The sequence below is a fragment of the Paenibacillus sp. UNC217MF genome, from assembly GCF_000686865.1.
In the GTDB taxonomy this organism is placed as follows: Bacteria; Bacillota; Bacilli; order Paenibacillales; family Paenibacillaceae; genus Paenibacillus_B; species Paenibacillus_B suaedae.
This window is the reverse complement of sequence record NZ_JMLT01000013.1, coordinates 90,507-106,460: the sequence shown is the minus strand read 5'-3', so window position 1 is coordinate 106,460 and position 15,954 is coordinate 90,507. Positions and strand designations below refer to the sequence as shown.

The window sequence follows — 15,954 nt, the reverse complement described above, 5'->3', positions numbered from 1 at the left end:
TATAAATAAATATATTTTCCGTATTTTTCCTGATGAGGTATTGAAAATCTACCTGTCACATATATACTGATTATATAAATATCATTTGATATGTATCAGATGATATTTCATTGGATTTGGATGCCTACTAGGGAGGAGACCCGCTATGCCGCCTAAGACGAAATTTTCGCGGGATACGATCATTGATGCCGCCTTCCACATTGCCATGCGAGAAGGAATTTACAGCATTACGATTCGCAAGGTCGCAGAACATCTGGGAAGCTCAATTGCGCCTATTTATGTCAACTTCACAGATGTTGCGGAGCTCATTCAAGTGGTCGTACAGCGTATTTTTGCTTTCAGCGACGAATATCTCCTCAGTCAGGATACGGGCCAGCCATTTCATGATATTGGCGTTGCCACACTCCGCTTCGCACGGGAATACCCGCTCCTGTTCCGCGACATGGTCATGAGACCGAACCCCTATTTGCAGCATGAGCCCAGCGAAATGAACAGCATTATCGACAGAATGAAGACCGATCCGGAGCTTGCCGATTTCACAGACGAAGAGCTGATGCCTATTCTGCTTAAGATGAGAATATTTACACTAGGTCTGTCCGTTATGACGGCTAATAGCCTGCTGCCAGAAGGCTTCAATGACATTGAGGTCATGGACAGTACGTCCGCCGATATTATCGCTGCCGCCCGCATGCGGCAGAAAGGGGAGCAATTATGAATCGTCAGGAAGCGATGAGTCGAATCGAGCGGCAGTTTAGAAGCGTTATTCAGCGCAATCACAAGCTTCACAACGCCTATTTCCTCGTACATTGTGAGCCCTTGGGCATTCATCTGAACATGGCGGAAGGCACGACACGAGGTCAGCCATCTCTTCCGCAGCAGTGCTATTATATTGCCAGCATAAGCAAGCTGTTCACCTCGGTACTTACGGCAATGCTCGCAGAAGAGGGCAAACTCACCTACGAAGATCCCATCCATCATTACCTTCCTTCGGAGCTGATGCACAAGCTCCATGTATACAAGGGCACCGATTACTCTACTCAAATTCAAATCAAGCATCTGCTCGGTCATACATCTGGACTGAACGATTACTTCGAGGATCGGCCAAGGCGAGGCCCTCGAATGCTCGATCTATTCACCTCAGAACCTTCGCGCCAATGGACGCCGCAGGAGGTTATCCAATGGTCCAAGGAGCATCTGACGTCCCACTTCCCACCCGGACAGGGAATCCATTACTCGGATACCGGATACCACTTATTAGGCCTACTCATCGAAAATATCACATCCAATCCACTCCATGAAGCATTTCGCCGTTACTTATTCGAACCGCTGCAGCTCCATCATACGCATATGGCGTTTTATTCTACACCGGCAGTAGAAGACCCTTATCCCATGGCCGACTTATATGCAGGCCAGACTGCAATTACCGATTACAAAAGCATCAGCATGGAATACGCAGGCGGCGCCTTAATATCGACCTCAGAGAACTTGCTGACATTCATGAAGGCTCTTACGAGCGGCAAGTTGATATCCAACGAAAGCCTCCAGCGCATGCAAGTATGGACGAAGTTCAGGCCGGGCGTGGATTATGGGTACGGCATTGTCCGCTTTCGAACCGTTCCGATCCTATTCCCGGCAAGATATAATGCGTGGGGCGCATGGGGCTATTCCGGAACCGTTATGTTCTATCATCCCGCCCTCGATGCCTATCTGATCGGCAGCTTGAATCAACTGCGATCCACCGCTAAGGCAGTCCGCATTATGTTCAAGGCCATTGATGTCCTTCTGAAGTGCAGATAGCCAAACGCAAAAACCCGCTGCCAGCGCTTGGGCCGACAGCGGGTAATCTTCTATCCTGATTTCTTTCATTGTATCGAAGAAGACCTCTTCGTTACACCATAATCTTGCACATATCGTTCGTGAACTCCACTGGATCCTGCAGCGGCAAGCCTTCAATCAAGAGCGCTTGGCTGTACAGCAGGTTCGTATACAGGCTCAGCTTCTCTTCATCGGATGCATGAGCGTTCTTCAGAGATTGGAACACTTCGTGGTTCACGTTGATTTCGAGCACCTTATCGGCTTTCACCGCTTGGTTGTTCGGCATCGCGTTCAACACTTTTTCCATCTCGATGGATACTTCGCCTTCTGCAGACAAGCATACTGGATGGGACTTCAAGCGCTTCGAGGCTTTAACGCTCTTCACCTTATCCTTCAAGATGTCCTTCATCGCCTCGAACAGTTCCTTGTTTTCGTCTTGTTCGTCAGCAGACTTGTCATCGCCATCAGATTCGATGCCGAGATCGCCGCTCGATACGTTCTTGAATTCCTTCTCCTTGTACTTCATGAGCATCTTAATCGCGAACTCATCAATGTCGTCTGTGAAGTACAGAATCTCATAGCCCTTATCCAACACAAGCTCAGTTTGCGGCAGCTTCTCGATGCGTTCGATCGATTCGCCAACTGCGTAGTAAATGTATTTCTGATCTTCTGGCATTCTTTCCACGTACTCATCCAGCGATACCAACTTCTTCTCCTTGGAGGAGTAGAACATGATCAGGTCTTGCAGCACATCCTTGTTCATGCCATAGTCGCTGTACACACCATACTTCAACTGTCTGCCGAACGATTGGAAGAACTGCTCGTACTTCTCTCTTTCGTCCTTCATCAAGGATTGCAGCTGGCTCTTAATCTTGTTCTTGATATTCTTCGCGATCAAGCTCAACTGGCGGTCATGCTGCAGCATTTCGCGTGAGATGTTCAAGGACAGATCCTCGGAATCGACCATCCCTTTCACGAAGCTGAAGTAGTCTGGGAGCAGTTCTGCGCATTTGTTCATGATCAACACGCCGTTCGAGTACAGCTCAAGCCCCTTCTCATATTCCTTCGTATAATAGTCGAATGGCGTATTCTCTGGAATGTACAAGATCGCATTATATACAACAGCGCCGTCAGCGCTGATATGAATATGCTTCAGCGGCTTGTCGAAGCCATAACGCTTCTCACTGTAGAAGTTCTCATAGTCTTCTGTCGTCAGCTCATTCTTATTTTTGCGCCAGATCGGAACCATGCTGTTCACTGTTTCTTCTTCTTGATACGCTTCGAATTCCTTATCGTCGTCTTCCTTCGGACGATGCTTCGTCACATCCATCTTGATCGGGTAACGGATGAAGTCCGAATATTTCTTCACGATCGACTTCAGACGGTATTCATCCAAATACTCGTCATATTGATCATCTTCCGTGTTCGGCTTGATCTTCAATGTGATAACCGTACCCGGCACATCCTTCTCGCTAGGCTCTATCGTGTAACCGTCTACACCCTTCGATTCCCATTTGAACGCTTCGTCACTGCCGAACGCCTTACTAATTACCGTCACGACATCAGCAACCATGAATGCGGAATAGAAGCCTACACCGAATTGGCCGATAATGTTATGGCCATCCTTCGCTTCATTCTCCGTCTTGAAGGCAAGGGAGCCGCTCTTCGCGATAACGCCGAGGTTGTTCTCCAGTTCTTCCTTCGTCATCCCGATCCCTGTATCGGCTATTGTCAACGTACGGTTCTCTTTATCAACCGATACTTTAATGAAGTAATCTTCTTTATTGAACACCACATTGTCATCGGACAAGGCTTTATAGTACATTTTGTCGATCGCGTCGCTCGCATTGGAGATGAGCTCTCTAAGGAAGATTTCCCGCTGCGTGTAGATCGAGTTGATCATCATTTCCAACAAACGCTTGGATTCTGCTTTGAATTGCTTCTTAGCCATGAATAAAAATCCCCTCTCATATCTTTTCATGTCATTACTTACACGTAGTCATTATCATTATAGTAAGTAATGGATTAGCACTCCACTACACAGAGTGCTAACAATATAGTAATAGTGTACCTAGTCTATTTTTTACTGTCAACTATATTACGTTCAAAATTGGGATTTTCTGATATAAATTTTTACTCTTATATCGAGCAGATAATGATGCTGGAAGCATACAAGCCTATCGCTAGACTTTACCTCCCAATTTCCGTTTTTATTTGTATGCCCCTCTATTTACAAACTCTCAAGTTTTCCATTACATCTCCTTAACCCTTCCATTACATAACCTTAACAAGCGGTTGTTATAATCCAGGTGAACAGACAAGAATGCACATTTTAAAGATTCATCTTATGGAGGGACATGACAAATGAAAAAGAAAGCTATGATCGCGCTAGCAACCGCATTGACATGGACAGCTGGAACAGGAATTACTTCGGTACAAGCTGCCGATAGCGTACCTGCATCTCACGTTACGTACACGAACAACGGGCAACCTGTTACACCTACTTCGCCGGCTGTAGAAATCGACTCTCGCTTATACATGCCTCTCCGCGCACTTAGTGAAGTAACCGGCAAATATGTAGATTGGGATGAATTCAGAGGCAGTGTTGCGTTGACGGACAAGCCTGAGTTGACTGGCAAGTATAAGCTCAATGCAGCGGATCTAGCTGAAGGAGTTAAGATGGGCATCGGTTCATCCTTGACTCACGTGCCTGGGGATCCTGACAATGTGTTCTACTCGACTGCTGACCGTGGCCCGAACGGCCAAGTTGAAGTTGGCGGTAAAACTCGCCGGACGTTCCCGTTAGCAAGCTATACACCTAGCTTATACAAGATTCAAATCGATAAAGATGAAATTAAAATATTGGAGCAAATCCCACTCAAGGTGAATGGTAAAAATCCGACGACGGGAAATGCTCATATTACCGGACTTCCGAATAGTAAAGGTCGTGACGAAGCCCCATTCGATGCCAAAGGGGAAAAAGGCTTAGCCTACGATCCATACGGACTCGATATCGAGGGTCTTGCCTATAACGCGAAGGATGACACGTTCTGGATCTCGGATGAATACGGCCCTTCCATCGTTCATGTGAAGCGCGACGGTACGATTATTGAGCGCATTGTTCCAAAAGGATGGGCTGCACAAGTCTCTACACCGCTTGTACCAGCTAGAGAAGTGCTTCCATCCGTATACAATAAGCTTCGCCAAAATCGCGGTGCTGAAGGCGTCGGTATTACGCCAGACGGCAAGTACATGTTCATGTCTATGCAAAGCCCGCTGCGAAATCCAGACAAGTCTACAGACAACTCGCGGCAACTGCGCATCATCAAGTTCGATCTCGCGACATTGCAGCCAGTGGCTGAATATGTATATGTGACAGAGGATGCCAAGCAGTTCACCGGTCTGGATCAAGCAGACATTGTCATCTCGGACGTGGTAGCCATCAACGAGAATACGCTGCTGATTGACGAACGTGACAAAAATGCAGGCGATAAAGCTCAATTGAAGCGTATTTATGCGGTTGATCTCACGACAGCTACGAATATTCTTGGCAAGTATGACGACGAGAAGTCTGGCAAGACACTGGAGCAAATGTCTCTTGCTGATCTGAAATCCAACAGCATTCTGCCGCTTGCGAAGCGTACTGTATTGGATGCGGTTGAATTCAAATATCCATATGAGAAAATTGAAGGTGTATCCCTCGTAGACGGCAACAAACTCGTAATCGTCAATGATAACGACTTCGGTGTGGACAGCAGCTCGTCCGACAACGGCACTGAACTGTGGACATTCAAGCTTCCTTACTCCATCCAATAACTTCACACCTACTTGCAGCACCCCGGAACGGACGTCAGCAGTCAGCGTCTATCCGGGGTGTTCGCGTATATTTCACACGATTCCATATAACCTACCTAATACATACAATTGATCCAAATACTAAATAAAAAGCTTCTTCATATACATATATGGGTCTGTACATATAAGGAGGTTATTCAAGTCATGAGAAAGAAAGTCATATCCGCCACACTCGCTGCTATGCTCGCTGCATCGCTTCCGCTGACTGTCATGGCGCAGCAGAAGTCCACTTCTACTGCCGCCTCATCATGGTATACAGAAGGGATTCAGGCGCTCGTCTCCAGAGGAATTCTTCCCGAGCAGACAAAACCAACGTCCACAATCCCAGTAAAGGACTTCATCCGCTATGCCGCACTATCGCTCACCTACCAGCATGGAATCGACCCACTGAAGGCAGCTGCGGATGAAGGCTGGGTCGAAGCTGAGGAATTCTCCTCTCTCGACGCACCGATTACGCGCGGGGAGCTTGCCCGTATCCTCGTTCGCGCCTATGAACTTGGCACAGAGGAACGCAGCGAGAAGACATTGATCGAATATACGCTGCGTGCTAAATCTCTTGGCTTACTTACTGGCTATCCAGACGGCAGCCTTCATGAAAATAAAGACGCGACTATCGGGGAAGCTGCCTCTGCACTTCGCAACCTGCGCAAGCTCCGTCTAGCTCAAATCGACAACAAGGGTGTACCGCTCATTTCCGTTGAGGATTTCATGCGCAACCCTGGCAACTTCTCGTATCAGTTGTCTGCGGACGGCAACTACATTTCTTATGCGGCAGCTTGGGAGAACCGGACGAATGTATTCGTGAAGAAGATGGATGGCTCGAGCGAGCCTGCACGCATCACTAGCTCCAAGGATCGCGATATTGCGGGGTTCTTCTGGAAGGGCGATCACATCCTGTACTTAAAGGACAAAGGCGGAGATGAAAACTACCACTTATATTCGGCAGCATTCAACGGCAATGCGGAGAAGGATCTCACTCCATTCGATAAGGTTCGCGTCGGGGTAGTCAGCACACTGTCCAATGTGAAGGACGAAATACTCATTACGATGAACAAGGATAACGCGAGAGCATTCGATGTCTATAAACTGAACGTGAAGACAGGGGCTACCAAGCTTGTAGCGAAAAACCCTGGCAATATCCAATCTTGGCTTGCCGATCACAATGGCGCCATCCGCATGGCTGTTGCTACGGATGGCATTAAAGGATCAGTGCTCTATCGCGATACAGAGGACGATGAATTTAAACCTTTCATTACAACAGATACAGGAGAAACCGTCTACCCGCTTGGCTTCACGAAGGACAACAAGAACATTTATGCGATATCGAACAAGGGCCGCGATAAAACTGCGCTGCTCAAATACGACCTGCAGGGCAAGGAGCAGCTACTCTACTCCCATCCTGAGGTCGACTTAGATCGTGCAGTATATGATGACAAGCAAGATAAACTGCTCATGGCTACCTATATCACAGACAAGAAGCATAATTATTACTTCGATGCGGACTTCGAGGCTCTGAACAAAAAGCTGCAACAAAAATTGCAGGCAACAGAAAGCGAAATCCAAATCAATGATTACAACGACGCAAGAACGAAATTTATCGTCAGTCTGTCGAATGACAAGGTGCAGGGAAAATACTACTACTATGATTCAACGACGGATAAGCTGACGCTACTTGCTGCCTTAAGCGACTGGCTTACAACGAATCAACTTGCCGATATGCATCCAATCTCCTATAAGAGCAGAGATGGCTTAACGATCTACGGCTATTTGACACTGCCCAAAAATAAGCAGCCCGAACAGCTCCCGCTTATCGTGAATCCTCACGGCGGGCCTTGGGCTCGCGATGAGTGGGGCTTCAATCCCGAGGTTCAGCTGCTCGCTAATCGCGGATATGCCGTGCTGCAGGTTAACTTCCGATCCTCAACAGGTTATGGCAAAGCGTTCATCGATGCTGGCGACAAGCAGTGGGGACGGGATATTCAAAATGACATTACGGACGGCGTCAAATGGGCAATCAAGCAAGGCATTGCAGATCCAAGCCGCATCGGCATTTACGGCGCATCATTCGGAGGATACGCAACGCTTGCCGGTATAACATTCACGCCGGATCTGTATGCAGCAGCCGTCGATTATGTAGGCGTGTCCAACATCTTCACCCTGCTGAATACACTGCCGCCGTATTGGGAAGCGAACCGTAATATGTTCTATGCACGGATTGGGCATCCAGAGAAGGATAAGGAGCTGCTTAAGGAAGTATCCCCTGTGTTCCATGCAGATAAGATCATTACACCGCTCTTCGTCGCACAAGGGGCCAATGATCCGCGCGTAAATAAAGCTGAATCTGATCAAATGGTGGAAGCACTCAAGAAGAGAGGCATTAATGTGGAGTATATGGTGAAGGACAATGAGGGCCATGGCTTCCACAACGAGGAGAATCGAATTGAATTCTACAATGCCATGGTGAAGTTCTTGGATACCCATTTAACAAAATAGCTTCCAATCCATAAAAGGGCTCTTTCCCATGAGAAAGGGCCCTTTTTCTGTATGAATGGCGATGTATAAATACAGTAAATTAACCTGACTGTTATATTTTACATGAATCCTGCAATCCCAATTTTTACGTATATACTTGGGAAAGTTCAAATTATGAACATATACAAGTATACAAAGGGGTTCTTTTCAATGAAAAAGAAATGGATTGCTGCATCACTCGCGGCCGTGCTTGCCGCATCGCTGCCGACGTCCGTCATGGCGCAGAAGCCGGCCGAAGCTGCAACTTGGTACCAGAATGGGATTCAGGCGCTTACGTCCAAAGGAATTTTGGATGAACATGCGAAGCTGACGTCTACGGTTTCCGTTGACGAATTCGTCCGCCTTGCTGTATTGGCACTTACGTACCAACACGGAATCGAGCCAATGAAGGCTGCTAAGAATGCAGGCTTGGTGGCTGACGGAGATTTCACCTCTCTTGATACGCCGATTAAACGCGGCGAGATTGCCCGCATCCTCGTTCGTGCGCTTGGCAAGGAGCAAGACGAGAAGAGCTTGAACGATTATGCGGAACGCGCTAAGACGCTGGGCTTGCTCAAGGGATTCCCAGATGGGAAACTGCATGAGAATAACGCAGCGACTCTGCGCGAGGCTGCATCCGCACTCGAGAACGTTGTGAAGCTGAGCCGTTCAGGCATCGACAATAAGGGAGTGCCGCAAATTTCCGTCGAAGATTTCATGCGCAACCCTGGAAGCTTCTCCTATCAGCTGTCTCCGGACGGCAATTATATTTCCTATGCAGCAGCGTGGGAAAATCGCTCGAATGTCTTCGTACAGAAGATGGACGGTTCCAGCGAGCCAGTGCGCGTAACGAGCTCCAAGGATCGCGATATTTCCGGCTTCTTCTGGAAAGGCGATCATATCCTCTACTTGAAAGACAAGGGCGGAGACGAGAACTTCCACCTGTACTCCGCGGCGTTCAACGGCAACGAAGAGAAGGAATTAACGCCTTTCGATAAGGTTCGGGTCGGCGTAGTCAGTGCACTGCCCGGCGTTAAGGACGAGATTCTCGTCTCCATGAACAAGGAAGACGCCAAGGCATTTGACGTATACAAGCTGAACGTCAAGACAGGCGAAACGAAGCTGGTCGCGAAAAATCCTGGCGACATTCAAGAGTGGATTGCCGACCATGACGGCAAAATTCGCCTTGCCGTTGCTTCAGACGGCATCGAGGGCGTCGTATTGTACCGCGCGACAGAGCAAGACGAATTCAAGCCATTCATTACGACATCAGGCGGCGACAATGTTAACCCGCTCGGCTTCTCCAAGGACAATAAGACAATCTATGCTGTATCGAATAAAGGACGCGACAAGTCCGCGCTCGTCAAGTACGACCTTCAGGGCAATGAGCAGCTGATCTACTCCCATCCGGACGTCGATCTGGCAGGAGCGGTGTATGACCATAAGCAGGATAAACTGCTCATGACTGCATATATAACGGATAAAGTACATGTGAAATATTTTGATGAATCATTCGAGGCTTTGCACAAAAAACTTCAGCACAAGCTGCAGGCAACAGAAAGCGAAATCGGCATCAACGACTACAATGAAGACAAGACCAAGCTCATCGTCAGCCTATCCACTGACAAAGTGCAGGGCAAGTATTATTACTATGATTCCACAACGGATCAATTGACGCTGCTTGCCAACCTGAGTGACTGGCTCAATCCAGAACAGATGGCTGACATGCACCCGATCTCCTATAAGAGCAGAGACGGCATGACGATTCATGGCTACTTAACGCTGCCGAAGAATAAGACGCCAGAGAATCTCCCTCTGATCGTCAATCCGCATGGCGGTCCATGGACCCGCGACATGTGGGGCTTCAATACGGAAGCTCAGCTGCTGGCTAATCGCGGGTATGCCGTGCTGCAGGTTAATTTCCGCTCCTCTACGGGTTACGGAAAAGCATTTATCGACGCTGGCAACAAGCAGTGGGGCCGCAACATTCAAAATGACATCACGGATGGCGTACAATGGGCAATCAAGCAAGGCATCGCCGATCCGAAGCGCGTCGGTATTTACGGTGCATCCTTCGGCGGATATGCGACACTAGCCGGCATTACGTTTACGCCGGACATGTATGCAGCAGCCGTCGATTATGTCGGGGTATCCAACATCTTCACCCTGCTTGATACATTGCCGCCTTATTGGGAAGCGAACCGCAACATGTTCTATGAGCGCATCGGTCATCCGGAGAAGGACAAAGACATGCTGAAGTCCGTATCTCCTGTATTCCATGCGGACAAAATCACAACGCCGCTCTTTGTTGCGCAGGGCGCCAACGATCCGCGCGTGAACAAAGCCGAATCCGATCAAATCGTCGAAGCCCTCAAGAAGAGAGGCGTTGACGTCGAATATATGGTGAAGGACAACGAAGGCCACGGCTTCAACAATGAGGAAAACCGCATCGAATTCTACAATGCCATGGTGAAGTTTTTGGATACACATCTGAAACATTGATTAGATTCGTCTGGCCATATTCGCCCACAACAATGTAAAAAAGATCGGGTTTCAGCAGTCAGATGTCTCTGATGCGCTGGACCCGATCTTTCTTTTTATTTTCGCTATCAATATCTCTGCATACGATGCGGCAATAACTGCTCATTACTCACTTGGAGCTATTTCTCTCCTTACATGCTGGTCCCTCATCTACGGAAGGCAAGAGGTTACAGCTTGAGCCTGCCATAGACATCCCCTGAGTTCATCTAGCTATGCTGCCACACGGACAAAGCGTTCTTTTTGAAATGACTTGGCGTTACCCCCGTCTTGCGCTTAAAAACTCGGGAAAAGTACGGAACGTCATTGAAGCCCGCTTGGAAGCATATATCCGTTACCGACATATCGGTATCGAGCAGCATCGCGGCCGCCTTATGAATCCGAATATCGACCAAGTAATCATTATACGTCTTACCGGTAAATCGTTTAAATAAATCACAGAAGTATGTCTTCGAAATATTAAACTTGCGGCAGATCATCTCTAGGCGCAGCTCTTCATTATAATGCTCATGAATGTAATGAATCGCGGCCGTCATCAATTCCTTGAATTTGCCCAATCGTTCATCCACGTCATCGGGATTACGCTGTCGATCCATCTCTCGCACAAGCATCGTCATCAGCTTCAGCAGATCTGCCTTGAGTACCAGTTCGTAATAACGATTAGCCTGCTGATATTCGTCCAGCATATCATTCAGAATCTTCGATACCTCAAGATCAGTCGCTCCCGATAATGCCACCTTCGGAGTCACATGTTCTTCATCCAGCATGAACTGTTCCAGATAGGAGTAGTCGAACCTCCCTCTGCTTCCATTATGCGGCTGATACTGCTCGTCAATAAAATGCGGGAGAAATTCAAGTCCAATAATGTCAATTCCTTGACCGGCCACTAATGTCACTCGATGAACGGCGTATGGTGGGATTACAAAAATATTGCCCTTCACCATCCGATACGTGTGATTATTGATCGTATGCATGAACTCGCCTTTCACGACATACCAGATTTGAAAATAGTCATGCGTATGATCACGTATGCTGCCACCCGCATGGTTCCAACGATATATTTTAAAAGGCAGCGGTGTTCCGATCTCGCTCTCAGCGCGATAAAATTGGACATCCTGTGGCATGGGCTTCTGCTGCAACTCTCGACGCTCGAGCATCATCGGTTTCCCCTCCTCTTCCACTCTGATCCCGTTCCCAATCCAATCTGGGTTAGCTTGGAAACCATTCTCTTCTATCATATCATGATTGACCAAACAGGCGATACCGAATGTGCAATTGAAAGGGCGAAATCAGCAGGCGGGAATCCTCCTCCAGCACACAAAAAAAAGAGCTGCATCCCGTATGCAGCCCTATTCAACCTATATTATTGCGCAAGTCGCCGTGACGGATGAATCGTATCCACGAACAATAGACCATCATACTGATCCCGAACGACCATCGTCTCCTCAAGTACGCCCCACGCTTTAGCAATACGAGGAGTGAACATCCATAATGTACCCGGTTCAAGCTTCGCCTGTGTGAGATCCAAGAACTGATTAGGGTGGCCTCCTGCTCTAAGCAGCGCCTCTATGCTTCCTTCATTATGCGGCAGCGTGATGCGCTCGGTATCCTTGCTATTCTTGCTGGAGCTTCCTTGATAGGCATACAATCCGATCACATAATTGTCCTTCCGCAGCGAGAATGGCAGCATCTCCCCCATTGTCGGATAAGGGTGATTGTCGAAGCCAAAACCATTATGCTCGGTTACCATCGTCGAATTATGCTTTCGAACATGATAATTATGCCCCCATACGATGATCTTCTTATCGGGATACAGCCGCTCGGCAAGCCATGCGGCATTGCTCGCCATTTGCTCATCCCGAATATAGCTGGCTTCCTTCATCTGTCGCTCAGGCTCAATCCCAGCGAATAGCTTCACCATTCGTTCACAGTACGTCTCCAGCATATCGATGCGATTCTGCAGCACACGCTCCATAATGGGAACGATCTCTGGTTGCTCAGGGTGAACAGCCTGCAGCTTCGTCTTGTTCTCCTTCACGAACGTCTGGAATACTTGATACTTCGCAATCAGCAGCGATTGCTCCCGCTTGAATTGCTCCATATCCTTGTAGGCATGCACCTTCAAATACCATCGTTCCGTTTGCGCGAACGATACCGCTTTGCTCTTGTCGACTTGGGCGAACCATTTCTCCACAAATGCAATGAACGGTTCCGTAGTACCCTGTACATCAATCCCTGTCAAAATAAGCGGCCGTGCCGTCTTGCTCTGCTGCGCGATATACTCGAATAATGGCAAGTTCTCCTCCACCTGCCATACACCAAAGATCGAACTCTTCATCATATCTTTAGGTGTGCGCTTGCCAATCTCCACAAACGCAGCTGATGTCTCGCCCAGATTCGATTCAAACGCGAGTACATCATACCCGAGCTGTTCATGCAAAAACTGAACCAGCCGAACCTTCGCCGAATTGTATTCCGATGCACCATGTGACGCTTCTCCTAGACTGACCATTCGCTTATGCTGCAATAACGGCTTCAGAAACTGAAGATCCTGAAATCGTTCCTTCGTTTCCTGTTCCTTTCCATGGCTCCCATCATGAATGGCAACCGGCTTCGCATGCTCCTTGACCCACTGCTTCCACGCTTGGCTGATTGCCATGTTCGCCTCACCTACTTCAATGCTGCTTGCTGCTGCGCTGTTGGCGATTGAGGTGCAGGCAATCATGCAGACTGCCGCCCCCATAATGAGTGCTCGCTTCCATCCTATCATTGTTTCACCTTCTGATTATGTCTTTGTTGTCTTACATAAACAGCATAAATCGAGAAGGTTAAGGGCAAGGATGGCTCACGTTTAAGTTTGGTTTAAAAAAAGCAAGGTCACGCTTCCTCGGCGACTTCTTGTCGTGCATCCTTCACGCGCAGTCGCAGCAGCCGGCGGAATGGGATGCGCTCCTTCCACTGGGACATGACGACAACGAGCGCGTAAGCGCCATACCCTTCAATGATAATCATCGATGGCATAATGAAGTATCGGTACCGCTGCTGCACTTCAATGAACAGATGCACGCCCATATAGCCGAGAATTAATAGAATGAGGAACAGATACTTATGTTCGGTATCCCTGCGCAGAATAAGAAGATCGACGGCTAAGAACAGCAGTAAGATAATGACAAAGTAACTGACATACGAATACGTATGAATCAAACCGAATAGACTGCTCACGCTGTTCGTATTCAGGCTCCAAAATAACGCATCAACCTCGCCCCACATAAGCCGAATTTTACTTAGGAAGAGATTCGACAGCTCTCCAACATTGGACAGACGCTCCCATACCATTTCCTTCTCAATACGCGTTCGCTCTTCTCCTAACGGATATTGCGACACTGTTTTAAAGTCCTCTTCCGAATAGGCCCCCTCTGTCCCACGATTGAAGCCCAATACAAATTTCCACATCGGATCATGGTTCTCTAATGGCGTATTCGAGATTCCCGTTCCTACCGCAATGAAGCTAACCAGGTAGAAGACAGCAAAATAGGTCGTCATGAAAATAACAAGGAAGCCGATCACTTTCTTGATGGACTCCTTCTTCAGTACGATTAGATAAATCACGGCATAAAACAGGATACTTAATAGGATCACAATGCCCAATGGACGTATGAGATTGCCAAGTGACAACACCACCGCTATTGTAATGCTTACTCTCCAGTTGGGCGTTCGTTTTTGGAGCAAACAGTAAAACCCAAGATAGAACAGAAGCGTCGCCAAATGCTGATTCGTCAATACCGAGCTCATTACAATGCTGGGTATGAAGAAGCAGTAAGTGATGCTAGCGAACTTCGCCGCAAATTCATGGAATAGAATCCGTCCAATTTTATATACCAACACCGTGATGCCTGCGCACCAGAGTGCATTTATGATTTTCAAGGGCAGCAAGCTTGTGCCGAATATCTTAATCATCAGCGCCTGATACATCGTGAAGCCTAATTGATAGGTCCATGCCTGGAAATAATCGCTGTACTTATACGAGAAATCCCCTACCGACATTTTCACTGCGGCATCGTACATGATTTGAAAATCAGACATCGGCTTCGTATCAACGACAAGCACCCACATAAACCGGATACAGAAGGCTAAGCATGCGATAAAAAGGATAAATGCCCGTTCCTCATGCAAATGCCGATAAGCTAAATAAGCCAAAATAAATACAAAAGCCGTATAACCTGCCATAATGAATGGGACTTGGATAAGCATATCTGGGCTGTACCCCATGAAGACGCCACACATATAAAAGAGAATTACACACAGAAATGAAAGCAAAATAAAAAGCAGCGGTGTCTTGCATATCCGCGCTTTGCGTAACGACATCTCCAAGGATATCCCACCTATTTATAAAATGAACCCATTCATTGTACCATCATTTCTGAATCATAGTAGCTCCATAATATTACACTGCATCGTATGCCATCATGGAGCCACAATACTCACAAGCTGCTACAGAATCAGGCTGCACCTTAATCTGGGCACCACAACCCGTGCAGTCGACTACTTTTGGGAGCATCGGCTTGTTGGCAGCAGCTGAGGCCGCACGTTCGTAAGGTTTAAAGTTATCGTCCCATTCAGCGAGATCGGTCATCTCATTCACCAATTGTACCCGATACTGTTCTACCATAGCTTTTTCATCCGCACTGCGATCTAGCTTCGTGCTTGCCCACACGAGAAGAGCACCCGGAACACCCAGTAATAATACAAAAACAAACAACATCTCTACTTCTTCCTGCATATCCGACCAGATCATCATATTTCCCAGCAACACAAGCTCTACGAATAACATCATCATCCAGCCCAAGCCTTGCATGAAATTGCTGGCCCTCCATAGCTTATTGGCAGGCAGTAATATGCCCCGCTGACGAAGCTGCAGCTCGATTTCGGCTTTTGTCCTCCGCTGCTTGCCCTTGCGGAACAGACAAATTCCTGGAATGCCGAATACGAATACAGAATACAACAATTTCCCGAACCAATCCTCGATCTCGTGAAGCTGTGACAAGTTAAGAAGGAACGAGAGGATAAAGCTGATTTGGAAAAATAAAAAGATTCCGCCTACTACTTTTAAAAAAGAGCCTTTCTTCATTATATGTCTCCCATTCCTCCTGAATTCTACTAAAATCATCTATAGCCCTGTATTTAGCCCTATTTCGCTTAACAATCTCGAATTTCTCTAGATTTCTCTACTGCTCA

The 15,954-nt window shown here is 47.6% G+C and carries 10 protein-coding genes; 5 read left to right on the top strand and 5 right to left on the bottom strand.

The genetic code is table 11. The annotated features are described in order from the left end of the window. Nucleotides 1-145: 145 nt before the first annotated feature. Both BP95_RS0109035 and BP95_RS0109030 read left to right on the top strand, forming a co-directional pair. Entirely contained in the window at nucleotides 146-715 is a 570-nt protein-coding gene (locus BP95_RS0109035) for a TetR/AcrR family transcriptional regulator (protein ID WP_028531966.1), read from the top strand. After that, nucleotides 712-1,797 carry a serine hydrolase domain-containing protein gene (locus BP95_RS0109030; RefSeq protein WP_028531965.1) on the top strand — a complete coding sequence of 362 codons (1,086 nt, stop codon included), beginning with the start codon at nucleotides 712-714 and terminating at the stop codon, nucleotides 1,795-1,797. The genes BP95_RS0109035 and BP95_RS0109030 overlap by 4 nt, the downstream gene beginning before the upstream one ends. 91 nt (nucleotides 1,798-1,888) lie before the next feature. Here the strand turns inward: BP95_RS0109030 and htpG are convergent, their stop codons facing one another. Continuing rightward, nucleotides 1,889-3,766: a molecular chaperone HtpG gene (gene htpG, locus BP95_RS0109025; RefSeq protein WP_028531964.1), complete on the bottom strand. Its 1,878-nt coding sequence runs from the start codon at nucleotides 3,764-3,766 to the stop codon at nucleotides 1,889-1,891. A gap of 413 nt (nucleotides 3,767-4,179) precedes the next feature. Here htpG and BP95_RS0109020 point away from each other — a divergent pair, with 413 nt between their 5' ends. From BP95_RS0109020 to BP95_RS0109010, 3 genes are all read left to right on the top strand, one after another. Then, nucleotides 4,180-5,631, top strand: a complete 1,452-nt coding sequence (locus BP95_RS0109020; RefSeq protein WP_028531963.1) for an esterase-like activity of phytase family protein — start codon at nucleotides 4,180-4,182, stop codon at nucleotides 5,629-5,631. A 183-nt stretch (nucleotides 5,632-5,814) separates the two neighbouring features. Further along, on the top strand, nucleotides 5,815-8,163 hold the full coding sequence (locus tag BP95_RS0109015) for a S9 family peptidase (protein WP_028531962.1): 2,349 nt from the start codon (nucleotides 5,815-5,817) through the stop codon (nucleotides 8,161-8,163). Between the two features lie 189 nt (nucleotides 8,164-8,352). Continuing rightward, nucleotides 8,353-10,683: a S9 family peptidase gene (locus BP95_RS0109010; RefSeq protein ID WP_028531961.1), complete on the top strand. Its 2,331-nt coding sequence runs from the start codon at nucleotides 8,353-8,355 to the stop codon at nucleotides 10,681-10,683. Between the two features lie 245 nt (nucleotides 10,684-10,928). Here BP95_RS0109010 and BP95_RS0109005 read toward each other — a convergent pair whose 3' ends face one another. From BP95_RS0109005 to BP95_RS0108990, 4 genes are all read right to left on the bottom strand, one after another. After that, the gene (locus BP95_RS0109005; RefSeq protein WP_051614032.1) at nucleotides 10,929-11,879 is read right to left on the bottom strand and encodes a helix-turn-helix transcriptional regulator; all 951 of its coding nucleotides are present in this window, start codon (nucleotides 11,877-11,879) and stop codon (nucleotides 10,929-10,931) included. 203 nt (nucleotides 11,880-12,082) lie between these two features. After that, nucleotides 12,083-13,489 (bottom strand): erythromycin esterase family protein, encoded by a 1,407-nt coding sequence (locus tag BP95_RS0109000; protein ID WP_028531959.1) that lies wholly within the window; start codon nucleotides 13,487-13,489, stop codon nucleotides 12,083-12,085. A 107-nt stretch (nucleotides 13,490-13,596) separates the two neighbouring features. Beyond that, complete coding sequence (locus BP95_RS29960; protein ID WP_231515079.1) at nucleotides 13,597-15,084, bottom strand: ArnT family glycosyltransferase; 1,488 nt, start codon at nucleotides 15,082-15,084, stop codon at nucleotides 13,597-13,599. A gap of 79 nt (nucleotides 15,085-15,163) precedes the next feature. Next, nucleotides 15,164-15,847, bottom strand: a complete 684-nt coding sequence (locus BP95_RS0108990) for a hypothetical protein (protein WP_028531958.1) — start codon at nucleotides 15,845-15,847, stop codon at nucleotides 15,164-15,166. Nucleotides 15,848-15,954 lie beyond the last annotated feature (107 nt).